This window comes from Ruegeria sp. B10, from assembly GCF_056539825.1.
In genome coordinates, this window is the sequence record NZ_JBQFVP010000025.1 from 1 (window position 1) to 21,595 (window position 21,595).

Annotated in this window: 19 protein-coding genes; 6 read left to right on the plus strand and 13 right to left on the minus strand. The window is 57.0% G+C overall.

Annotation, left to right across the window (positions count from 1 at the left end):
- Positions 1-755: 755 nt before the first annotated feature.
- The 12 genes from ACR0J4_RS22665 to ACR0J4_RS22720 all read right to left on the minus strand — a co-directional run bounded on the left by ACR0J4_RS22665 (position 756) and on the right by ACR0J4_RS22720 (position 14,277).
- Complete coding sequence (locus ACR0J4_RS22665) at positions 756-1,685, minus strand: SMP-30/gluconolactonase/LRE family protein (RefSeq protein ID WP_170644361.1); 930 nt, start codon at positions 1,683-1,685, stop codon at positions 756-758.
- Positions 1,686-1,777: 92 nt separating this feature from the next.
- Positions 1,778-3,280: an aldehyde dehydrogenase (NADP(+)) gene (locus ACR0J4_RS22670; protein WP_170644359.1), complete on the minus strand. Its 1,503-nt coding sequence runs from the start codon at positions 3,278-3,280 to the stop codon at positions 1,778-1,780.
- A gap of 1 nt (position 3,281) precedes the next feature.
- A complete protein-coding gene (locus ACR0J4_RS22675) occupies positions 3,282-4,193 on the minus strand; it encodes a dihydrodipicolinate synthase family protein (protein ID WP_170644362.1) in 912 nt (303 codons plus the stop codon).
- Positions 4,194-5,369, minus strand: a complete 1,176-nt coding sequence (locus ACR0J4_RS22680; protein ID WP_170644357.1) for an L-rhamnonate dehydratase — start codon at positions 5,367-5,369, stop codon at positions 4,194-4,196. It lies immediately after the preceding gene.
- 10 nt (positions 5,370-5,379) lie between these two features.
- Positions 5,380-6,384 carry a 4-hydroxythreonine-4-phosphate dehydrogenase PdxA gene (locus ACR0J4_RS22685; RefSeq protein WP_170644355.1) on the minus strand — a complete coding sequence of 335 codons (1,005 nt, stop codon included), beginning with the start codon at positions 6,382-6,384 and terminating at the stop codon, positions 5,380-5,382.
- Positions 6,381-7,343, minus strand: a complete 963-nt coding sequence (locus ACR0J4_RS22690; protein ID WP_170556668.1) for a YncE family protein — start codon at positions 7,341-7,343, stop codon at positions 6,381-6,383. The genes ACR0J4_RS22685 and ACR0J4_RS22690 overlap by 4 nt, the downstream gene beginning before the upstream one ends.
- A 74-nt stretch (positions 7,344-7,417) precedes the next feature.
- Positions 7,418-8,569, minus strand: a complete 1,152-nt coding sequence (locus tag ACR0J4_RS22695; protein ID WP_170644353.1) for a substrate-binding domain-containing protein — start codon at positions 8,567-8,569, stop codon at positions 7,418-7,420.
- A gap of 84 nt (positions 8,570-8,653) precedes the next feature.
- Complete coding sequence (locus ACR0J4_RS22700; RefSeq protein WP_170644351.1) at positions 8,654-9,781, minus strand: ABC transporter permease; 1,128 nt, start codon at positions 9,779-9,781, stop codon at positions 8,654-8,656.
- Between the two features lie 11 nt (positions 9,782-9,792).
- A complete protein-coding gene (locus tag ACR0J4_RS22705; protein ID WP_480524919.1) occupies positions 9,793-10,554 on the minus strand; it encodes an ATP-binding cassette domain-containing protein in 762 nt (253 codons plus the stop codon).
- 119 nt (positions 10,555-10,673) lie between these two features.
- Complete coding sequence (locus ACR0J4_RS22710) at positions 10,674-11,720, minus strand: substrate-binding domain-containing protein (protein ID WP_170644348.1); 1,047 nt, start codon at positions 11,718-11,720, stop codon at positions 10,674-10,676.
- A gap of 20 nt (positions 11,721-11,740) precedes the next feature.
- Entirely contained in the window at positions 11,741-12,760 is a 1,020-nt protein-coding gene (locus ACR0J4_RS22715) for an ABC transporter permease (protein ID WP_170644346.1), read from the minus strand.
- Positions 12,761-12,771: 11 nt separating this feature from the next.
- Complete coding sequence (locus ACR0J4_RS22720) at positions 12,772-14,277, minus strand: sugar ABC transporter ATP-binding protein (RefSeq protein ID WP_170644344.1); 1,506 nt, start codon at positions 14,275-14,277, stop codon at positions 12,772-12,774.
- Positions 14,278-14,405: 128 nt separating this feature from the next.
- Between ACR0J4_RS22720 and ACR0J4_RS22725 the strand changes: the two genes are divergently transcribed.
- The gene (locus ACR0J4_RS22725; protein ID WP_170644342.1) at positions 14,406-15,446 is read left to right on the plus strand and encodes a LacI family DNA-binding transcriptional regulator; all 1,041 of its coding nucleotides are present in this window, start codon (positions 14,406-14,408) and stop codon (positions 15,444-15,446) included.
- Positions 15,447-15,713: 267 nt separating this feature from the next.
- Here ACR0J4_RS22725 and ACR0J4_RS22730 read toward each other — a convergent pair whose 3' ends face one another.
- Positions 15,714-16,625, minus strand: coding sequence for a LysR family transcriptional regulator (locus ACR0J4_RS22730; RefSeq protein WP_170644340.1), 912 nt, complete (start codon positions 16,623-16,625; stop codon positions 15,714-15,716).
- A gap of 107 nt (positions 16,626-16,732) precedes the next feature.
- Between ACR0J4_RS22730 and ACR0J4_RS22735 the strand changes: the two genes are divergently transcribed.
- From ACR0J4_RS22735 to ACR0J4_RS22755, 5 genes are all read left to right on the plus strand, one after another.
- Positions 16,733-17,509, plus strand: coding sequence for a CmcJ/NvfI family oxidoreductase (locus ACR0J4_RS22735; RefSeq protein ID WP_170644338.1), 777 nt, complete (start codon positions 16,733-16,735; stop codon positions 17,507-17,509).
- Positions 17,510-17,522: 13 nt separating this feature from the next.
- The gene (locus ACR0J4_RS22740; RefSeq protein WP_170644336.1) at positions 17,523-18,488 is read left to right on the plus strand and encodes an LLM class oxidoreductase; all 966 of its coding nucleotides are present in this window, start codon (positions 17,523-17,525) and stop codon (positions 18,486-18,488) included.
- A 12-nt stretch (positions 18,489-18,500) separates the two neighbouring features.
- Entirely contained in the window at positions 18,501-19,289 is a 789-nt protein-coding gene (locus ACR0J4_RS22745; protein WP_170644334.1) for an SDR family NAD(P)-dependent oxidoreductase, read from the plus strand.
- Positions 19,290-19,381: 92 nt separating this feature from the next.
- Entirely contained in the window at positions 19,382-20,227 is an 846-nt protein-coding gene (locus tag ACR0J4_RS22750; protein ID WP_170644331.1) for an enoyl-CoA hydratase/isomerase family protein, read from the plus strand.
- Positions 20,228-20,308: 81 nt separating this feature from the next.
- A complete protein-coding gene (locus ACR0J4_RS22755; protein WP_170556681.1) occupies positions 20,309-21,295 on the plus strand; it encodes a zinc-dependent alcohol dehydrogenase family protein in 987 nt (328 codons plus the stop codon).
- Positions 21,296-21,595: the final 300 nt, after the last annotated feature.

A 21,595-nucleotide genomic window follows, 5' to 3' on the forward strand; every position in this document is an offset into this window, starting at 1 on the left:
TCCCGCACACATGGGCGGCCGAAAAAGCGCTGCCGCAGTTGCAGGAGCACATTGCTACCTTCGAGGAGTTTCCTCCGATCCCCCCAGGAACACCGGACCCCTACGAACCACCCACTGACTGAAGGGCGGCTTTGTCCGCGCAATAGGCCTTGATGAAACACGTGGCGAAGGGCCGGATCGAACCCACTTTGCCTGAAGCGTGATGCCCACAGATGTCCGGTCTTATACAGGTGGGTACAAACCTGACGAAACGACCGTTTCTGCTAGAGGGTTTTTCTCCACGAGGTTTTTCCTCATTTTGCGATGCCCGTAGATCGGTCCCGTAGTTGTTTGTATTGTTCGGTGTAAGCCAAAGCTACAAATGCTGCGGTTGTGATGAATGTCCGCTTAGTTCCTTAGTGCGACGCAGACTTGAAGCTTGTCGCATCTGTCACCTAGATAGGGTTCAGGTGGGATCGCGGTAGCTTAGCAGGTTGGTCTTTTCCGGCTCAATCCTTCTATTCGACTGCGTGCTTGAATACTGCAGCCTTAGTCGCGTCGCGGACACTCGCAACGTTCAACTAAAAATCCTTGCAGGCCCTAGCATTAGAATTTGTGCGACAGGAGCACAACAAATGCTTAAAAAACTGCTTCTTTGAAAAGTAGCTGCCCTTTCATAAACTTGTGCTGTGACTATTTCAAAACCATTTGATTGGGATTTGCGTCGACTTCTGCAAATGTCTCCCTTGCTTCCAACCCCACTTTCGCAAGTAAAGTCAAACCGGTGAGACACCGTTTACATTGAGATAGATCGCGTAAAGGCTGCTTGTTCCGGTCGCGAACAACCGGTTCAGCTTGGCGCCGCCAAAACATATATTCCCTACCATCTCGGGTATGTGCAACTTGCCGATCAAATCTCCTTGTGGGTTCAGGCAATGAACACCGTCTGCAGCAGAACTCCAGATGCGGCCTTCACGGTCTGGCCTAAAGCCATCGAACAGCCCCGCGGAACACTTCGCAAACACCTCGCCCCCCGTCAGAGTTTTTCCGTCGCTCGCGACGCCGAACCTGCGAATATGCGCCGGACCGTCTGGGTCATGGGTGATGCCTGTATCAGAGATGTAGAGAGTATTCTCGTCCGGCGAAAAGGCCAAGCCGTTGGGTTTCACGAAGTCGGTGGCGACGGCTGACACCTCGCCTGACATCGGATCTACACGAAACACATGACACGCCCCGATCTCACTTTCGGCGCGCTCGCCTTCATAGTCCATCATGATCCCGTAGGAAGGGTCCGTGAACCAGATGGACCCATCCGATTTGACAACAACATCGTTTGGAGAGTTCAGGCGCTTTCCCTGCCATGCGTCTGCCAGAACCGTAACAGAGCCGTCATGTTCAGTCCTTGTGACACGCCGGGTCAGATGTTCGCATGACACCAACCGACCCTCGCGATCCACCGTGTTACCATTGGCATTGTTCGAGTGCTGCCGAAACACCGAGACCGATCCATCGGTGTCATCCCAGCGCATCAAGCGGTTGTTGGGGATGTCAGACCAGACCAAAAAACGCCCGGCGGCAAACCAGGCTGGCCCTTCGGACCAACGGGCGCCGGTCCACAACCGCTCGACTCGCGCGTGGCCGATGAAACAGGCTTCGAACTCTTTTTCGATGACCTCAAATCCGGTGCCATCCAGAACGCCGTACATCCATTTGCTCCTTTATTTGTCCTTTAGCCGCCGCCGAACCTGTGCGTTCGTGGCGTTTTGGGGTCAGGCCAAAGATGGCCTGACGTGGATCCTCAGCCCTGCAGTTCATTCGGCAGCAAAGCACCAGGCATGTTCTGATAGCTGACCGGGCGCAGCCATCGCGCAATACCGAGAGTGCCGACGGAAGTTGCGCGCACGTCGGTGCTGGCCGGGTAAGGCCCGCCATGCATCATCGCCGAGCACACCTCGACACCCGTGGGAAAACCATTGGCCAACAGACGTCCGGCTTTCTCTTCGAGAATGGGCATTAGGGTGCTGGCGAAGTCATGATCTGCGTCATCCATGTGCAGCGTCAGGGTCAGTTGGCCTTCCAGCCCTTCAGCGAGGGCCACCATCTGATCCGTGTCGTCGCACAGAACGATGATACCCGCTGCGCCAAACACTTCGTGTTGCAGTTTGGGGTTTGCCATCCACTGTTCCGCGTTGACTTTGAACAGAGCAGGAAGGGCCGCACGTGTACCCGCGGCAGAACCGCAGGAGGTAACCTCGGTCATCAAATCACGGAAGGCGCGGACGCCCTGTTCATAGGCATCGTGGATACCATCGGTCAGCATCTTCTGTTCTGCTGTTTGGTTCAGAGCTGTGACACAGGCTGTTTCTAAAGCATCCGCATCCGACCCCTTTCGCATGACGGCAACGCCGGGGTTGGTGCAGAACTGCCCGGCCCCCATGGTCAGAGACGCGGCCCAGCCCGCGCCGATCTCTGCCGCACGCTTGTCCATAGCGGCGGGCAGACAGAACATAGGGTTGACCGAGCCAAGCTCGCCGTAAAACGGGATCGGGTTCGGGCGCGCGTGACACAGATCATAGAGCGCCCTGCCCCCAGCCAGCGATCCGGTAAAGCCAACCGCGCGGATATCTGGATGCTGTACAAGGGCCGAGCCGACCTCGCGCCCCGATCCCTGCACGATCTGGAACGTGCCCGTCGGCATATCACAGACCTCAATCGCCTTGGCGATGGCCTGAGCCACCAATTCAGCGGTACCCGCATGGGCGCTGTGGCCCTTGACGATCACCGGGCATCCAGCGGCCAAAGCCGAGGCGGTATCCCCGCCCGCCGTGGAAAAGGCGAGCGGGAAGTTCGACGCACCAAAGACGGCCACAGGGCCGATGGCTTTGTGCGTCAGGCGCAGATCAGGACGGGGGAGTGGCGTCCGATCAGGAAGTGCGCCGTCTTTGCGGATATCGAGATACCCGGTCTCTTCGATCAGATCGGCAAACATGCTCAACTGACCGGTGGTACGGCCGCGTTCGCCCACCAAGCGCGCCTCGGGCAGTCCCGTCTCAGCCATGGCGGCCCGGGTAATCTCCTCTCCCAGAACATCCATCTGCTCGGCAATCGTGCGCAGGAAAGCGGCCCGCTCGGCCCGCGACTTGCCCGCATAAGCACGGAAGTCACGGCGGGCGGCACGGCAGGCGTCGTCGACCTGCGCGGTGGTAGCCTGAGCGAAGCTCTGCCCGTCCAGATCATCTGAGGCACGCTGGTCTTCTGAGCCGACCCAGTTTCCGTCGATCAGGTTTTTTCCAAGGATCATCTTATTTTCCCCACTTCAGGACCATCGGGTCCAAAGGTTTTAAAAGGTCGATCAACCGGTCGCGGATCGCCGGTTGAAGCGGGTCAATCGGGTGACGACAGGACTCGGACCGGATCACGCCGCCTTCGACCATCGCAGCCTTGCAGGATTGCCAGCCGCATTGGCGGTTTTCGTGGTTGATCACCATCGCCACGCGCCCATAGGCGGCGGTGGCCTCTTCAATACGACCTGCATGGTGATGCATGATCACCGGCTTGATCTGGTCCACGATCATTCCCGAGGTCATCGACCCGGTGGCCCCCGCATCCAGATCGGCCAGCAAGGTGATCCCCTCTTCACCATCAAACGGCGCTTCAATCGCGTCTCCGCCTTCGGAGATCAGGGCGCGCAGCTTGTTGGCTGCACGGGGACATTCGATCTTGAACAGCTTCACCATCTCGATCTCTTGCGCCATGCGCACCAGCAGAGGCACCGGCAGGTCGACACCCGACAACGGCGCATCCTGCACCATGATCGGAATGCCGACCTCGCCCACGGCAGCAAACTGCTCGAAGGTCTGCTGTGCATTCCCCTTCAGAAGCGCCCCGTGATAGGGCGGCATCATCATCACGATGTCCGCACCCAGATCCTTGGCAAATTGCGCCCGTTCCACCGCAATCTGAGTGGCGAAATGGCTGATCGTCACAATCATTGGAACCCGTCCCGAGACGTGCTCAAGGCTCAGTCGCGTCAAAGTCTCGCGCTCGGCATCAGAGATCAGGAACTGTTCCGAGAAATTCGCCAGAACACAGATCCCATCCGCGCCCTGATCGATCAGACAATCAAGAACGCGCTTCATCCCGTCCAGATCAAGCGTTCCGTCCTCGTTGAACGGTGTTGGCGCAACTGGCCAGATACCGTTGTAGGTCATGATTTACTCCATAATCTGGAAGTGTTTGAGGTGTTTGTCCGTGATTTCGATCCCAAGACCCGGCGTATCGTCATCCAAATCAAGGAACCCATCAACGGCTTCGGGGTCACCTTCGAAGATGTAATAGAACAGCTCATTTCCAACCTCGACATCAAAGACGGGGAAGTACTCGCTGATCATGCAATTGGCGTTGGCCATGGTCAGATGGTAATTGTGCATCTGGCCTGCATGGGGGATCACGGGCACCTGAAACGCCTCGGCAATCGCATTGATCTTTTGCGCTGCCGTAATCCCGCCCACCCGGTTTGTGTCATATTGCAGAACCGAAACGGCCTTTTTCTCGATCAAGTCCTTGCAGCCGATGACCGAGAATTCATGCTCACCGCCCGAGATTGGCACGATATTCATCGCATTCAGTTCGCGGTAGCCTTCGACATCATCGGCGATCACCGGTTCCTCCAGCCAGCGGGGTTCATACTTAACCAATTTCGGCAGCATCCGCTTAGTGTAGTCGAGATTCCAACCCATGTAGCATTCGAGCATGAGATCGACGTCATAGCCGATGACCTCGCGCACGGCCTCGACCCGTTTGAGGTTTTCGCGCATCCCGGCCATGCCATCTTTGGGGCCCCAGCCGAACCGCATCTTGTAGGCGGAATAGCCGTTCTTTTGCGCCTCTGCGGCCTCGGCCTGCATCACTTCGATGGGGCCGGAATAGAGCTTGGAGTAGTAGACGGGGATTTTCTCTTTCGTGCGACCGCCCAGCAACTTGAAAACCGGTTTGCCCGTCAGCTTGCCCATCAGGTCCCAGATCGCCAGATCGACAGCCGAGATCGCCGTCATCCCGATGCCCTTACGCCCCCAGGCATGGCTGCGACGGTACATCTTTTCCCACAGATAGGCATAGTCGAACGGGTCTTCGCCGATCACCAGCGGAGCAAACCATTCGTCAATGGCAGCCTTGACCACCGAAGGAGCCAATGCCGCGTTGCCGATGCCGATGGTGCCGTCTTCGGTCTCGACCTCGCAGGTCAGCCATTGATGGAACCGGAAAGACGACATCGTATCGCCTTTTTCGTAAAGCACGTCTGAGGCGTTGGTGCAGAAATTGCCCGTCGGCGGCACGGTTGGTCCAGTCCAGTTCCAGACGCGGGTGCGCACGGATTTAATCTTGGTCATCTTGGTCTCCTCAGTCCGCGCGGCGTTCGGCGCGATGTGTTTTGGCCATGCGCACCAGCAGATCAAACGCCTGCCGCGTTGCGCCCGGATTGGCCTTGTTCTGTCCGGCGATATCAAAGGCCGTGCCATGCGCGGGGGTTGCGACCGGAATGGGCAAGCCGCCGGCCACGGTCACGCCGCGCTCAAAGCCCATCAGCTTGATCGCGATCTGACCCTGGTCGTGATACATGGTCACTACCGCGTCGACCTCGCCCCGCTGCGCCTTTAGGAACACGGTGTCCGAGGGCCACGGGCCGGTCACATTCATCTGTTTCTGCTGAGCCTTGCGCACGGCGGGCTCCAGAATGTCGATCTCTTCTCGACCAAACTTGCCATTGTCCCCAGCGTGGGGGTTCAGGGCTGCTACGGCGATGTTCGGGCGCGCGTTGCCCGCTTTGCGCAGCGTGTCATTGGCCAAACTGACCGCCTTCAAAATCCCGTCTTCGGTGATATTGGCCGCCACATCCTTCAGCCCGATATGTGAGGTCACGCGGGTCGTCATCAACTCATCCAGAACGTTGAGTTCAGAGTGATATCCGGTATGTCCCATGTAGCGCGCCATATAGCGGTGCTCGTCCTCGGCATTCAGCCCGGCGGCGGTCATTGCGGCCTTGTTGAACGGGCCGAACAGGATACCATCCACCTGTCCCGCCATCGCCAGATCCATCGCCTTGTCGAGACAGCGGAGCGATGTCGTACCGCCCTCGACGGTGACCTCCGCGATCTTCACGTCCTCGGGCGCGATGGTATCGAGCTCAAGATGCGACAGGCCCGGTTGATCTGCCACCGCATCCACCGTGTTGATCGGCACGTTCAGATCAGCCTGTTCCGCGCCGCGCCGCCACAGATGACTGTCTCCAACAAGCACAATATCCGCGGCCTCCTGCACGCCCTCCTGATTGAGCAGTTTGGCGATCAGTTCCGGTCCGATCCCCGAAGGGTCGCCGGGCACAATAGCGATACGAGGCTTGGTCATGCCGCGCTCTCCCAGTGTTTTGAAAATCCGTCGGGCAAGATGACCATCACGTCCGGTTCCTTGCCCGTATCAAAGGTCTGCACCACCTCGAACGTATCAAGGTTGAACCGCTGCACCTGTTCGCAATCGATGGCGATATAGGCAAATGCGGCCTCATCATCGATGCATAGTGCCAGCGGGTTCGCGGGCGTTTTCTGTTCGTGCAACATCTCTCCGGTGGCTTCATCGAATACCGAGAACGACCCCCCGAAATGGTTCATCGTCACCAGCCGGTTGCGTTTCTCGTCGTAGTAGATGCGGCAGGGATCATCTGGCGTTGGAAAGGTGCGCTCGATCTCAAGCGTGTTTGTGTTGACCACGGCGACGGTGTTGGAGATACGCTGAGAGGTATAGAGCGTCTGTGCCTGTTCCCGCAGGCAGCGCCCTTCAGGTTTCTTTCCGGTCTTGATTGGGATCGGCGAAACCGACGCATCATAGGGATTGAACACGGTCACATCGCCCGAAGTCAGGTTCATTGAATACGCTGTGTGTCCGTCCCTGGTCAGCGCAAACAGATGACACTTGGTGCCACCAGTGGGCGTGATGTGATCCCAGCCTTGATCGAAGGCACGGGGGTCTTCCTTGACCAGCAGATGGCCTGTCCATTCCGACAGCACGTAAAGACGCCCCTGCCCGTCCAGCCCAATCCCGTGCGGGCGGGCATGCTCACCCAGATCATAGCTGTGCACGATTTCCTGTTTGCGGATGTCGATCACGATCACGGACCGGCCATCGGTGCCTGCAATACCGGAATTCTGCACGCCGTAATGACCGACATAGGCATAGTGAAACTCGTCATCGACCACGAACTCATGAGGGAAATGCGGCAGATCCAACCGCCCCTGCCGGGCACCGGTTTCAATGTCATACCAGCTTACGCAATGGCTGCATTTTTCAATCAACATCATGGATTGCGCCATTCGGGCTCTCTCCGTCTTTGGTTATTTCAATTGCCTGTGGCCGGTCCCGCTAGGGCCAGCCACAAGCGGGTTTGTCAGCGCTCCAATGCGCCCACGCCCGAGAAGCGGAACGCTTCCTGTTCCAGCGCATCGATCTCTTCAGCGCTCATTTGGTCATGCGCAACGGTGATCCGGCCCAAGAACACAAAGGGCAGTTCGTCCTGCCGGCCCTCCATATGCGCCTTGATTGCTTCGGCTGTCGCCGCGCCCACATCGTCACCCATGCGCATGGGCGTTGCGTCCAACTCGCCCCGGCGAATGGCGTCCAGCTCAAGGCCGGTGCCACCCCAACCGGTTGAGAACACGTCTTTCTCTTTGCCGACCGCAAGCTGAGCCTCGACCGACCCCATGGCCATCGCGGTGTTGGCATTGTGAATGATGGTGGCTTCGGGATAGGCTTGGAGGATCAGGCTTGTGCCCTCAAAGCCGCCTTCGCGCTGGTATTCACCGTAATGCTCGTAAACGGTGGTCCAGTTGCCTTTCTCTTCGACACAGGCCTTGAAATCACCTGAACGCTGGTCGTCGGTAATGCCAGGAATTCCGCGGTTCATCGCCATCGTGACGTCACTGCCCAGCCGTTCCAGCATATAGTCGCACATGGTCAGGGCACCGGCGGCAGAGCTGAAGTCGAACCACGCGTCAGGCTGATTTTTCAACTCCTTTGGCGGCGTGTGGAAGGCCCAAACAAAGGTCGCAAACCCGTCATTCCCGGCCATCTTGTCGATATTGTCGGCTTGAATGGCCAGTTCCGAAGGGCCGAAGATCACGAAGTCGTACAGGTCCGCATCCTGAACCACCTGGTTGGCATAGGTCGATTGCAGACTGTGTTCGATCTGACGGCTGGCGAATTCGGTTGTTTCATACTCGATGCCCAACTCGTCCAGACGTTTGGTCATCGCCAGATAGTTGCGCGCCCAGAAATCCGACGTATCCGCGGATGGATATATCAGGGCGATTTGCAAAGGTGCATCCTGAGTGCCCTCGTACTTTACCGCTTCGGCCCCTGTCATCGCCTGCAAGGCTTCCAACTTCCCGTCGGCGTTAACCTCGCCCGGGACCCAATAGTCCCGATCTTCGATACCCGGCAGTTCTTTCAGCGGTAGCTTTCCGTGCCCATCAGCAAAGGCTGCAGTGGCACAAAGGCAAAATGCGCTTGTCGTCAGTAGTGCTTTGTTCAATTGTTTCACGGTAAGTCCTCCCTTTCGCGAACATTGTGGGGCCTTGCAGGTGCGCCAGGACTCCTACCTCCGGGCGCACCACTTTTGTTTGCCTTAGCCGCTTGGCGTAGGCTCGGTTGCCAGTCCCGCCCCTAGGGCAAGCAACAGGATTAGTGCGCCGATCAGAGCGGCAGAGAAGCGGATCAGCTTTTGCGCCTCTTTGCTGCGCAAACCCGCCAGCAGGCCATGCGCCCCGTCACGGTCTTTCTTTTGCATCCAGGTGTAGAGCGCGACCGAGCTGACGATCACCACGCCCGAGGCGACGGATTGCCAGAAGAACTCGATCCGCAGAGTCACCAGTGCGTTGATCATCATCGACAGCAGCAGCACACCGGCCAGAGAGCCCAGCATCGAAGCGCGTCCACCGAACAGGGACGTGCCGCCCACAACAACCGCCGCAATCACATGCAGGTTGAAATACGGGGCCGAGGTCGCCTGAATGGCGTTCAGCTTTCCGGTCAGCATGACACCGGCCATCGCGGCAGCGGCACCCATCAGCACATAGGCATAGATCTTGTGTCGATCGACGGCCACACCGGTCATTTCACTGGCTTCGGGGTTCGAGCCAATAGCAATCGTGTAGCGCCCGAAATAGGTGCGGGTCAGCACGACATAGCCAATGGCCATTGTGATCAAGCCCAGCACCACAGGCACCGGAATAAAACCCGGAATCTGACCTCGTCCGATTTCGGTGATCAGGTCAGGGAACCGCGCGAGCACCAAACCCTTTGCAATCACCAGCGCCAGGCCGCGATAGACAAGATCCATCGCCAGCGTTCCGATCAGGTCCGGAACTTTGAAGCGGGTAATTACCAGACCGTTGATCAATCCCATGATCGCACCCAGCACAATCGCCAGAGGTACGGCTACCCAGGCCGGGAACCCATATTGCTTCACCAGAAAGGCCATGAGAATGGCCGACAGCGCTGCAATCGAGCCGATCGACAGGTCAATCCCGCGCTGGGTGATGACAAAGGTCATCGCCATCGCCATCGGCATATACAGCGCCGCATCCAGCAGGATCAGATTGAGGTTAGTCAGGCGGAAATACCGGGCCGGTTCCGCAATCCCCATGAAGATGAGAATGGCCAGGATCATCACCATCGGCCCGATAAAGGCCAGATAAGGCTCCAATCGGTCCATGATGGTTCTTTGTTCAGTGTTTGTCATCGCCGCGGACATATCGTTCTCCTTCACGCAGCTGCATCCTGGGCACCGACAATCAGGCCCAGAACATCTTGAACGGAACTCTCCGCCGTTTTGACAACGCCAACGGCGCGGCCCCGGCGTTGCACGTGAACGCGGTCGGCCACTTCGAACACGTCATCCAGCGAGTGCGAGATCAGGATCACGGCAAGGCCCTGTTCACGCAGCGTCTTGATAAGCTTGAGTGTTCTTGCGGTTTCCTGCGGCCCAAGTGCGGCAGTCGGTTCGTCCATCACCAACAGGCGCAGGTCTTCGTGATAGACCGCGCGTGAAATTGCGACCGCCTGACGTTGGCCACCCGACAGGCTTTCCGTCATCACATCCATCGACCGCAGCCGCACACCAAGACGTTCTTCCAGAACCCGAGCGGCTTCGGTCTTCATCCGCTTATTGTCGAGAAACGGAATGCCGAACACGTTTTTGGTCAGCTCATTGCCCAGAAACATATTGGCCGCAGGGGAAAGGTGATCGGCCAGCGCGAGGGTCTGGTAAACCGCATCAATCCCGTTTGCGATTGCGTCAGAGTGGCTGGTCATCTCCAACGGTTTTCCATCCATCAGGATATGGCCTTCGGTGGGCTGATAGACTCCGGTCAAGATCTTGATCAGGGTGGACTTGCCCGCCCCATTGTCCCCGACGATGGCGAGCACTTCGCCCGCATAGGCCGTCAGATCGACATCCTGCAGGGCGGTCACCCCGCCAAAGCGTTTGGTTATTCCCAGCATTTGAACCAATGGCTGTTCGCTCATGGTTTCCTCCTTTGCGCAAAGCTCCGCCATGGCGGTCGAAAGACCGCTGAGTTGGCTTTGCGCTGTGTCATCTTTTCGAGCGGGGCCCTTGCCAATTCAGGCAAAGACCACCGGATCGGTTATTTGCCCCAGATCTTTGCGTAGGCTTCGCGATAGGGGCTGTCAGGGTCGAACTGATTGCTGTCGCCCAGTTTGGCCAGACCTTCTTCGGTCACCAGTGCGGGCGACGTGACATAGCCCGAGCACGCCTCGCCCTGAATGGCGCGGTTCAACTCGTCCACCAGTTGCCAACCTTGCAGGTTCAGTGGTTCGGCCACAGTGATTGTCTGGTAGTTGCCGCTGCGGATACGCTGAAACGCAGCCTCCGAGCCATCACCAGCCGAGCCCGCTTGGGGCCCGTCATCGGACGAGATACCCGCCGCCGCCAATGCAGGCCCCATGAAGTCAAAATACAGATCGTTGATCGCAAGCGCGTGGGTCCACTGGTCGCCGTATTTCTGCAGCAGACTCGTGGTCAAAGGTCCCATTCGGGCCGAGGTATCGGCGATCGGAGTATCGACATATTCCAGCACCGTACCGCCCGCAGCTTCGATGGTTTCCTTGATCCGATCGGCCTTGTCGATGGCGATCTGATAGGTCGAGTCAGTGAAGATGATCGCCCCCACCCCGTCGCCGCCGTCTTCCATGGCCCATTCAGCAGCCACTTCGGACACTGTCATCGCGTCTGTCGAGACATTGGCAAAGATGCCTCCGGGCGCGTCACATCCGATCTTGGGGCCGGAATGCCACGCGACCATCGGAATACCAGCACTGACAACGCCTTCCAACGCGGCCTGCTGCTCAATGGCGTCAAAGCCATTGATGATGATCCCATCCGGCTGCAGCGCCAGTGCCTGCCCGATGGCCCCGGTCCGGCCTTGAATGGACCCCGCTCCATCCAGCACGCGCACGTCCCATCCAATGGTGCCAACTGCTTCCTCGACGCCATTGGTCACCCCAAGAATGCCACCATTTTTCAGATCGCCAGCAACGACGACAATTGATTTGCCCTCGGCGGCTTTGGGTCCGCTGGTGGGGCCGTCAAACGCTGTCTCGGCGGTCACCGGAAACCCCAAACCTGTGAGCAGCGCGGCAGCGGATACCGCCATGAAAGTCCGTTTCAGCATAATCTCCTCCCTTATGCTGTTTACTTTTTGGCGCCTTTGCGACGCTGAGCGTAACCGGCGATACCGATTGCGATCAGAAGCGTGACACCGTTGAACATCGGCTCGACCCAGAAGGATCCACCGAATTGCTGAATGCCCGAGATACCAACAGCCAGGATCGCGACACCCACGACTGTTCCCCAAACATTCACGCGTCCCGGCTTGATGGTTGTGGACCCAAGAAAGGCCCCGACCAAAGCAGGTAACAGGAATTCAAGACCGACCGAGGCTTGCCCGATCCGCAATTTCGACGCCAGCAATACGCCCGCAAAGGCGGTGATCAGCCCCGAAGACATGAACGCACCAATGACGAATTTCCGGGTCGGAATACCGTTCAGCTGCGCGGCGCGCTGATTGGCGCCAATCGCGTAGAGGTACCGACCAATCGGCGTGTATTCCAGGATCAGCCACATCGCGACCGTGATCCCCAGCACGTAGAACCCGGTGATCGGCAGGCCGAATACAAAGGTGCCGTTGATGGCATAGAAACTGTCAGGCAACGCGCCGACCATCTGACGTCCGCCTGTGTGCCACAGCGCCAGCGCATACAGGACCGTGCCTGTGCCAAGCGTGGCAATAAAGCTGTCGATCTTGGCGACCTCGACCAGCAGACCGTTTAGGAAACCAGTCAGCAAACCCAGCAACAGAACAATCGCCACCGCAATCGGCCATGGAATGCCGTACAAGGTCTGCAGAGAGATCGCCAGGATATGCCACAGCACGATGCCGTACCCGACCGTCAGGTCAATACGACCTGCTGCCATCGGTATCATCGCCCCCAACGACAAAAGCGCAATGATCGCCTTGTCCGAGATAATCGCTCGTAGGTTCAGAAGCGTTGGGAAGGTGTTTGGCAGAAGGATCGAAAACAGGATGATCAGAAAACCTGTCAGCAAAACCAGCCCGTAAACCGGCAAGAACCTGATAATTCGGGTTTTTAGCGAGGCGTCTTTCAACTCGGCCTTTGTCGGTTCCAGCGCATTGGATTCAAGCGATTGCATAGTCGTATTCCTTAACTCGCCACGGCGTTCGAGGCCGAGGCAGCCTGTATCAGGTTTTCAGTGGTCAGTTCGGTGCCGGTCAACTCGCGCACGATCTGACCCTGGCTGAAGACAATGGCGCGGTGGCAGATGGCAGCGACTTCCTCGAAGTCGGTTGAAACGACGATGATGCCGACGCCCTCCTCCATTGCGCGGTTCAACAGCGCGTAGATTTCTGCCTTGGCACCTACATCGACACCTGCGGTCGGGTCTTCGCAGATCAACAGCTTGCGTTTGGTTTCTAGCCAGCGCCCAATGACAACCTTTTGTTGGTTCCCGCCCGACAGGCTTTCAATCGTCATACTCTGATCATTGGGAGACAAGGCCACGTCGGCACCGATCCGCGCGGCGCTCTCTGTCTCGGCCATGTGGCCCATGAACGATAGCAATGACCGCCCGATCGCAGCCGGATTCAGGAACGTATTCTCGCGGATCGTCAATGACATTGCGACCGATTCCTCGGTTCTGTCACGCGCCACCAAACCGATCCCGGACGCCATCGCAGTCTGCGGAGAGCTCAGGTCAGGCGTTTCACCATGCAGGGTAATCTGGCCACTAAACCCTTCCGACCCGAACAGCGCACGAGAAACATTTTCATGACCTGCCCCGCGCAGGCCGACAAGCCCGACGATTTCATTTGCATGCAACTTGAAACTGACGTTGTGCGCTGCTTCCATGTTCAGGCCAGACACTTCAAGCAGCGTCGCACCCGGAGGCGTATCTGGTTTCATCACCTGCCGAGTCTTGCGACCGACGATCATATAAACCAGTTCTTCGGGAGTAGTGTGGTCGATGCTGCGCAGACCGACCATCTCGCCGTCTCGTAGAACGGCAACCCGATCAGCAATCTGAAATATCTCGTCCAGCCGATGCGACACGTAAATCATGCCGACGCCTTGTTCCTTCAAGGGGCGCAACGCTTCGAACAGCCGCTCGACCTCATCCGCCGGCAGGGATGCGGTTGGTTCATCCAGAACAAGATAGTCGCAATCCACGGCCAAGGCGCGGGCAATCGCGACCAGAGACTTCTCGGTCCGCGACAAGTCCTGTACCCGCGTGGTTGGGTCGAATTCGCACCCCACTTTGTCCAACGCGTCCTGTGCAAAGCTCTCCACCGATTTCCAATTGATCAGACCGCTTTTGCGGGAGTAGCCCAGAGCAAGCGCGATATTCTCGGCCACGGTCATCCATTCGATCATGCCCAGATCCTGGTGGATAAAGGCAACTGACTGGCGCTGACCAAACCCACCTGGGCGATGTTCGTAGGGCTCACCGTTGATCAGAACCCGCCCTTCATCCGCCTTGTGAATGCCACCAAGGATTTTGATGAGGGTCGATTTGCCCGCGCCGTTTTCGCCCAGCAAGGCGACAATCTCACCGCGTTCAACATTCAGAGACACGTCGCGCAGCGCATAGGTGCCTCCAAAATGCTTCTTTATCCCGTCAAAGAACAGATTGTTTTGCGCAGTGCCGGGCACAGGCCGCCTCCTCCTAGACTTAGGTAACCCCAATGCTCCTCAACATCGTATTGAGTTACCCGTAACGTTACGCTAGCATTCGCACAGACCCGGCCATTGTCAATAAAAAAGAGTTACCCGTAACGTAAATGAGCAGTGAAACTGATAAATCAAGCAAAAACAATAAAGTAAGCCTTGCTGAGGTGGCAAAGGCTGCGGGCGTGTCGAAGATGACAGCAAGCCGAGTCCTGCGTGACGAAGGTGGGTTTTCGGAAAAAACGCGCGCCAAGGTCATGGCCGAAGTGAACAGGTTGGGCTACCTGCCGAATCGCTTGGCGACCGTTTTCGCGGGTGACAAGAAGTCCACTTTTGTCGGGGTCAGCATCCCTGAATTGGGCAACGAGATTTTCGCACAGGTTCTGGAGGGCATCGACCGAAAGCTCGGTGCGTTTGGACACCAGACCGTGCTGGGCCTCACCGAGCATGAAATCGACCATGAGGAAAAATGGATCGAGACCGTGCTGTCCTGGCAACCTGCCGGGCTGATCATTACCGGTCGCTCGCACAGCCAAAAAGCGATTCAAATGCTGCGCGGCGCAGGCATCCCGTTGGTCGAAATCTGGGATTTCAATTCAAGCCCATTGGACATGTGCGTGGGGCTGAACCACTTTGACAGCGGCTACAGCATGGGTCGTTATCTGGCTGGAATGGAGTATCAAAAATTCGGCTATGTCGGCACTTCACATGACGTCGCAAACGCCGCAACCGCACGTCTCAACGGCTTTTCCAAAGCCATCGAAGATGCAAACGGGCGGTTGGAAAAACAATTGCTGCTGAAGGACACACCGGGTTTTTACACCGGTTTCTACGGCACCGAGCAGCTGCTTGCCTCCCACCGCGATATCGAAGTTGTATTCTACCAAAATGACAATATGGCGATTGGCGGGCTTCACTATGCCCAAAAAATCGGATTGAGCGTCCCGAACGACATTGGAATTGCCGGATGGGGCGACTTACCCATTTCAGCGATTCAACCCTATCGGTTGACGTCAATTGCAGTACCCCACCTTAAGATTGGACAGATCGCAGCCGAGATGGTTCTGGCCCAAATCAATGGAGAGCCAACGAAGTCCACCAAGGACGTCGGATTTCGGCTCATTCCTGGGAGTACGGTGAGAAAAAAAATCTGACCGAATGGGTAAGTCGGGAACAGCCAGCAAGGTAGCGCAAGGAAAGCTCCCAGATTTTCCGGCTCACAACGGATATTGAGCAAAGCTTTCGATTGCTGCGGTTGCCGCCCGCATAGCGGTCATTCAGAAACCGTACATCAATTCGAAAAGAAGAATTGACGGCTGGGCGGAACAAACCAGGCTTTTGCGATTGGAAAAGGCATGTCCACTTGGCCCCGTCCCGGACCTTGTTGTCACGATGTCTAAGAGCGTATTGTCCGATAGCTCTTATGTTTCCCAAGGAGGCTTTGCGCCTATCTCTGCAACCAGAAAGTCCATGAACACCCGCACTTTGGGGGACAATACGTTGGACTTGGGGTAGATCAGCCACAAGACATTGTCTTCACTGGCCTCAAAGTTTGGAAGTACCCGTACCAAACGGCCTGACTTCAGTTGGTCATGCACGCTCCAACGAGCATTCAAAGAAATACCTGCTCCTGCTAGTGTGGCGCGTACCTGGCTTTGACCGTCATCGATGATCAATTGGCCTTTGGCTGAGGTAGGATCGAAGACAGCGTTTTCACCTGCCGGTCCTGTAAGTGACCGCGGTTGGAGGTTTTGGAAAGCGATCAGACGGTGGTTTGTCAAATCGGCTGGTGTATCGGGAACGCCATGCGTTTCGAGGTAGTGTGGCGCGGCACAAAGGATACGCTGGTCATCAGCCAGTTTGCGGCCCTTCAGGCTGGTGTCTACAAGTGGCGCGTTCCTGAGTGCCAGATCATAGCTTCCTTCGATCAGATCGAACTGCACATCCGATAGGCGCAGATCGAGCGTGAGATCGGGGTGCTGTTCAAGAAACTTTGGCAGGATTGGCGCGATGTAGAGCTGTGCGAAACTGCTTGGCGCAGCAAAACGCAATGTACCTTTGATCGTTGTCATTTGCTTACCCAATGCAGCAAATGCCGCCTCTTCCTGCGCAATGATCTCACGGGCGAAGGGCAGGAAATCCGCTCCTTCCACTGACAACGACACTTTGCGTGTCGTGCGGTGCAAAAGCTCGAAACCGAGGTTCTGCTCCAGCTTGGCAAGCCTTGTGCTGGAGACCGCTGGGGCCATGCCCAGATCACGCCCCGCCGCGCTGATGTTCAGCATGTCTGCTGCCCTAATAAACAATCGAAGCGCGTCTGTGTCTAAGCCCATTATATTTATTTTCCGAATTATCAATACTGGAATAGGCAGTTTATCTTCATTTTGGTCACGGTTAAATCCTTTTCACAGAGACAGCACAGATTAGGCACGAGGCGCACATGACACGGACAGCCACCGTCAACTACCATGTTCACAAATCCTACCGGCAAGCCTTTGAGCTTGATGCTGGCGGGGTCGCTGGCAACCTGATTTCCCCTGAACTGGTCGCGACATCCGTTGTGCTAGCAGATAACCGCAAAACGACCTCGTCAGTTTCATTTGCGTGTGATGCCGTTGAAATCATGCCATTCGAAACGCAGGTTCGAGACTTTACAGGCGACAGCTGGAAACCAATTTACGATGCGGAGCTCAAGGCCATGCTGCAGGACAGGCTGGGTGCGAGAGAGGTCGTGGTTTTTGATCACACTGTTCGGGTGGATGACCCCGAAGCAATACGTAAACCGGCGCGCAATGTGCATAGCGACTACAGCGAGGACGGAGCCGAACAGCGGCTTGTCGACTTGCTGGGCGCCGAGACCGCAGCGGAGTGGGCGCAAGGTCATTTTGCCTTTGTCAACGTATGGCGTCCTGTAGAGCATGCGATCAATTCGGCACCCCTGGGCTTTGTACGGCCCTCGTCTGTCGACCCGTCTGACTGGATTCTACTGGACTTGATCTATCCTGACCGCGTGGGACAAATCATGGGGCTGGCGGGAAATCCCAAACATGAGTGGATCTATCAATCCAAAATGACGCCGGATGAGGTCGCGGTCTTCAACATCTATGACAATCAAGGTCTGGCTTCGATTGCTCATAGCGCACTCGATATGGTCGAGGATCCAAACATCACTACCATTCGCAAAAGCATCGAAAGCCGCACTTTGGTGCGCTATTAAAGGAGGGTCAGACATGTTGGATGAAACGCAACCGGCTGGGTTTGAGCAAATCAATTTGGCCTACAACCAGGTGTTCCGTCCCGGACGACTGAGCGTCGGCCTTGTATTGCCTCTCGAAGCCTATGCCGTCGGCGCAGAACCGACGCTACGAGGGCATTTGGAAGCGGCTCGGAAAGCCGAGGAGCTTGGGTTCGCAGCACTTTGGCTGCGGGACGTGCCCTTCAATGTTCCAAGCTTTGGCGACCCCGGGCAGGTTTTCGATCCATTTGTCTATCTAGGAGCGTTGGCAACGGCGACGGATCGGATTGCGCTTGGAACGTCGAGCGTGATCCTGCCATTGCGTCACCCCGCTCATGTCTCCAAGGCAGCAGCGACGGCAGATGTGCTCTCTGCCGGGCGGTTGCTTTTGGGTGTCGCGTCCGGCGACCGGCCCGAGGAGTACCCGGCGATGAACCAGAGCTTTGAAGATCGCGGGGCACGTTTCCGCGATAGTGTTGAGTACATCCGCGCCGTTGGATCGGCTTACCCGACGCATCAAAATGCACAGGGCAAACTGCATGGCGGGATTGATCTATTGCCAAAACCGCACGGGAAGCGCCTGCCGATGCTCATTACCGGTGGCAGCCAACAATCACCTGATTGGGTAGCGCAGAACGGAGATGGCTGGATGACATATCCGCGCAATGCGACGGCTCAGGGTCAAGTCATCGCAGACTACCGCAGACGCGTGAAAGCTGCAGGTCAACCGGATAAGCCTGTGATGCAATCGCTCTACGTCGATGTTGTAGCCGACGCTGCCGCACCGCCACGCCCAATCCATCTTGGGATTCAGTCGGGCACCGACTTCCTGCGCAACTATCTGCACGAGATTGAAACGCTCGGGGTCAATCACGTCGCGCTGAACCTAAGGTTCAATCAAGCGCCCATCGATACAACCCTCAAACATCTGGCGGACACTCTGCTGCCTGACTTTTCCTGAAGGATCAGACCGATGACCAAGACTATTCTCATTACAGGTTCAACCGACGGCATTGGCCTGCTGACAGCGAAGAAGCTGGCTGCCGATGGGCACAAGGTGCTCCTCCATGGACGCAGCGCATCCAAATTGGAGAGCGCGGCTGCCGCCGTCGGAGGCGATGTCGAAACCTATGCCGCTGATCTCAGCGATTTGTCCGCGGTTCGAAAACTGGCCGAGAACGTTCGGGCCAAGCATGACAAACTGGATGTGTTGATCAACAACGCAGGTGTGCTGAAAGCCCCTCAATCCGTGCTGGAAAATGGTCAGGACATCCGCTTTGTTGTGAACACGCTTGCACCGTATCTGCTGACCGAATTGCTTTTGCCGATCATTCCCGCCGACGGGCGTGTCGTGAATCTGTCATCGGCTGCACAGGCCCCGGTAAACCTCAAGGCCATGCAGGGCAATGTGCCAATGGCTGACATGGAAGCCTATGCCCAAAGTAAGTTGGCGATCACCATCTGGACCCGCGAATGGGCCAAATCGCTGTCGAATGCACCTGTGATGGTCGCCGTAAATCCCGGATCCCTTTTGGCATCAAAGATGGTGAAAGAAGGCTTTGGCCTGGCCGGGAACGATATGAACATCGGCGCTGATATCTTGATTGATGCGGCCTTGGGTGCGCGGTTTGCGGACGCGGCCGGAGCCTATTTCGACAATGACAGTGGCACTTTCGCTGATCCCCATCCCGCAGCGCTCGACAAAAACCACGCTGCCGATGTCATTACCGCTATCAAAGACTTGATCAGCCAGACAGGCTGACCATCCCGGCGCGAAAACGCCGAACACCTCCACCTTTAACACTCCCCTACCCCTCACGCGTGCTGCGTCGAGGCCCAAGAAAGGACTGCCTAATGAAATACGAGAACTTTCAAACCTTTGACGTAGCTGTCGAAAACGGCATCGCCACGGTCACCTTCAATTTTGGCTCCGTGAACGTGCAAGGCCAGGAAATGCTGGCCGATCTCAACAGTCTGGCCATGCGGCTCGAGCGGGACCGCAACACCAAAGTCGTGATCTTTCAGTCGGCCAATCCGGAAATCTGGGTCTGCCACTACGATACCGAGCTACTTAAGGACATGTCGACCGAAGCCGTGTCCCGCGAGGACGCTCGGCTGTTGGATCTGCAATCGGTTTGCGAGCGGATCAGCAAGGTACCGCAGGCCACCATTGCAAAGCTGGAAGGGTTTGCGCGCGGTGGCGGGCACGAATTGGCCTTGGCGTTGGATATGCGCTTTGCCGCGCGGGGAAAGTACAAGTTCATGCAGATGGAGGTCGGAATGGGCATCCTGCCCTGCGGCGGTGGCGCCTCGCGCATGGCCCGTCAAACCGGCCTTGGCAAAGCGCTTGAGATCATCCTGAGCGCGCAAGACTATGACGCGGATGACGCCGAACGTTTGGGCACCATCAACAAGGCTTTGGAAGCGGATGAAATCGGCCCGTATGTGACTGCTCTGGCCGAACGGATCGCACAATTCCCCGCAGAGTCGATCAATGCCTGCAAACAGATGGTCTATGAATCCATCGACAAACCCATCGATGAGGCGCTGAAGGCCGAAGCCTATTGGCTGTATCAGGCGACCAGCAAAACTCCGGCCGTAAAACGTTTCACGATCGCGGATGAACAAGGTTTGGAACATGACATCGAGAACCAGCGCAAGTGGGGCGATCTGGTGATGCAGGTGCAGGACATCAACTGATCCCACCTCAACACAATGAACTCGTCAGGCGTGCGCGGTTTCCACGTGGGCCTGACACCATTTCTCAAAAGGAAAACTTCAATGAAGGCAATGGTTCTCAACTCTTACGGACCCGATGCGCTATTCGAGCTTGCTGAAATTCCCGATCCGGTCGCGACACCCGGACATGTTGTCGTCAAAGTGGCCGCGACCAGCGTCAACACCGTCGACACAATGATCCGAAGCTTGGGCGCGGACCTGCCTCTGTCCCCTCAATTGCCTGCCGTGCTTGGCATGGATTTTGCTGGCACGGTTGTTGCGATTGGCGACGGTGTGACAGGTCTTGCCATAGGCGATGAGGTGTACGGTTGTGCAGGTGGATTGACGGATCTCCCGGGCGCTTTGGCGGAGTACATTAACGCAGACGCGCGCCTGATCGCACACAAACCCAATACGCTGAACATGCGGGAAGCTGCAGCGCTGCCTCTCGTCGGCATCACCGCCTATGAAGGGCTGACCCGTGCTGGTGTTGGCGAAGGGCAGACTGTTCTGGTGCAGGGTGGTGCCGGTGGCGTTGGTCATATTGCCATCCAAATCGCCCGCCACCTTGGTGCCAAAGTATCCGCAACGGGTCGCGGCGCGGATCAGATGGCCCTGATCCAAGAGCTGGGCGCGCGGCCGATAGATTTCACAACGCAAAAGGTCCAGGACTATGTGGCTGAGCACACCAGCGGTTTGGGCTTCGATGTAGTGTTCGATAGCGTTGGCGGTCCGAACATGACGAACTCGTTTGAAGCCGCCAGGCTCAATGGCCATGTCGCCTCAACGGTCGCGATGGTTGAGATTGATTTGACGCCTGCGCATTTCAAAGGTCTGTCTCTGCACGTCGTTTTCATGCTGATCCCGATGATGCACGATGTCGGGCGGCAAACCCATGGCGACATCCTGCGGATACTGGCGGATCTGGCGGATGAAGGCGCGCTCAAACCGATCGTTGACGGACATAAGTTTGGGTGGGCCGATGTCGGTGCAGCTTATGGGCACCTGACGAATGGATCTGCGGTCGGAAAGGTCATAGTGCAGGCGTGACAAGATAACTGGGGTTGGTGCGCACATAGTGACTATTCGCACCAACTCAGTTTGAGCTGCATTTGATGACGCACATCTTGCATTGCTGACCTTCGAGCAGATTGCATCCTATGTTACTTTGGGTTCACAGCAGCCGATCACCGCGATCTGCTCGAACGGTCGGTTCGGTATTTTCGAATGTCCGATTCCCTCAGAGCGTTTGGCGGCAGTGCAGTCAAAGTCACCATTCAATCAAAGGTCGGGTCTATGAATTCCGGAAGCGATGCGCGTGCGCTCGTAAAGACGTGAAAGAAGTGCTCC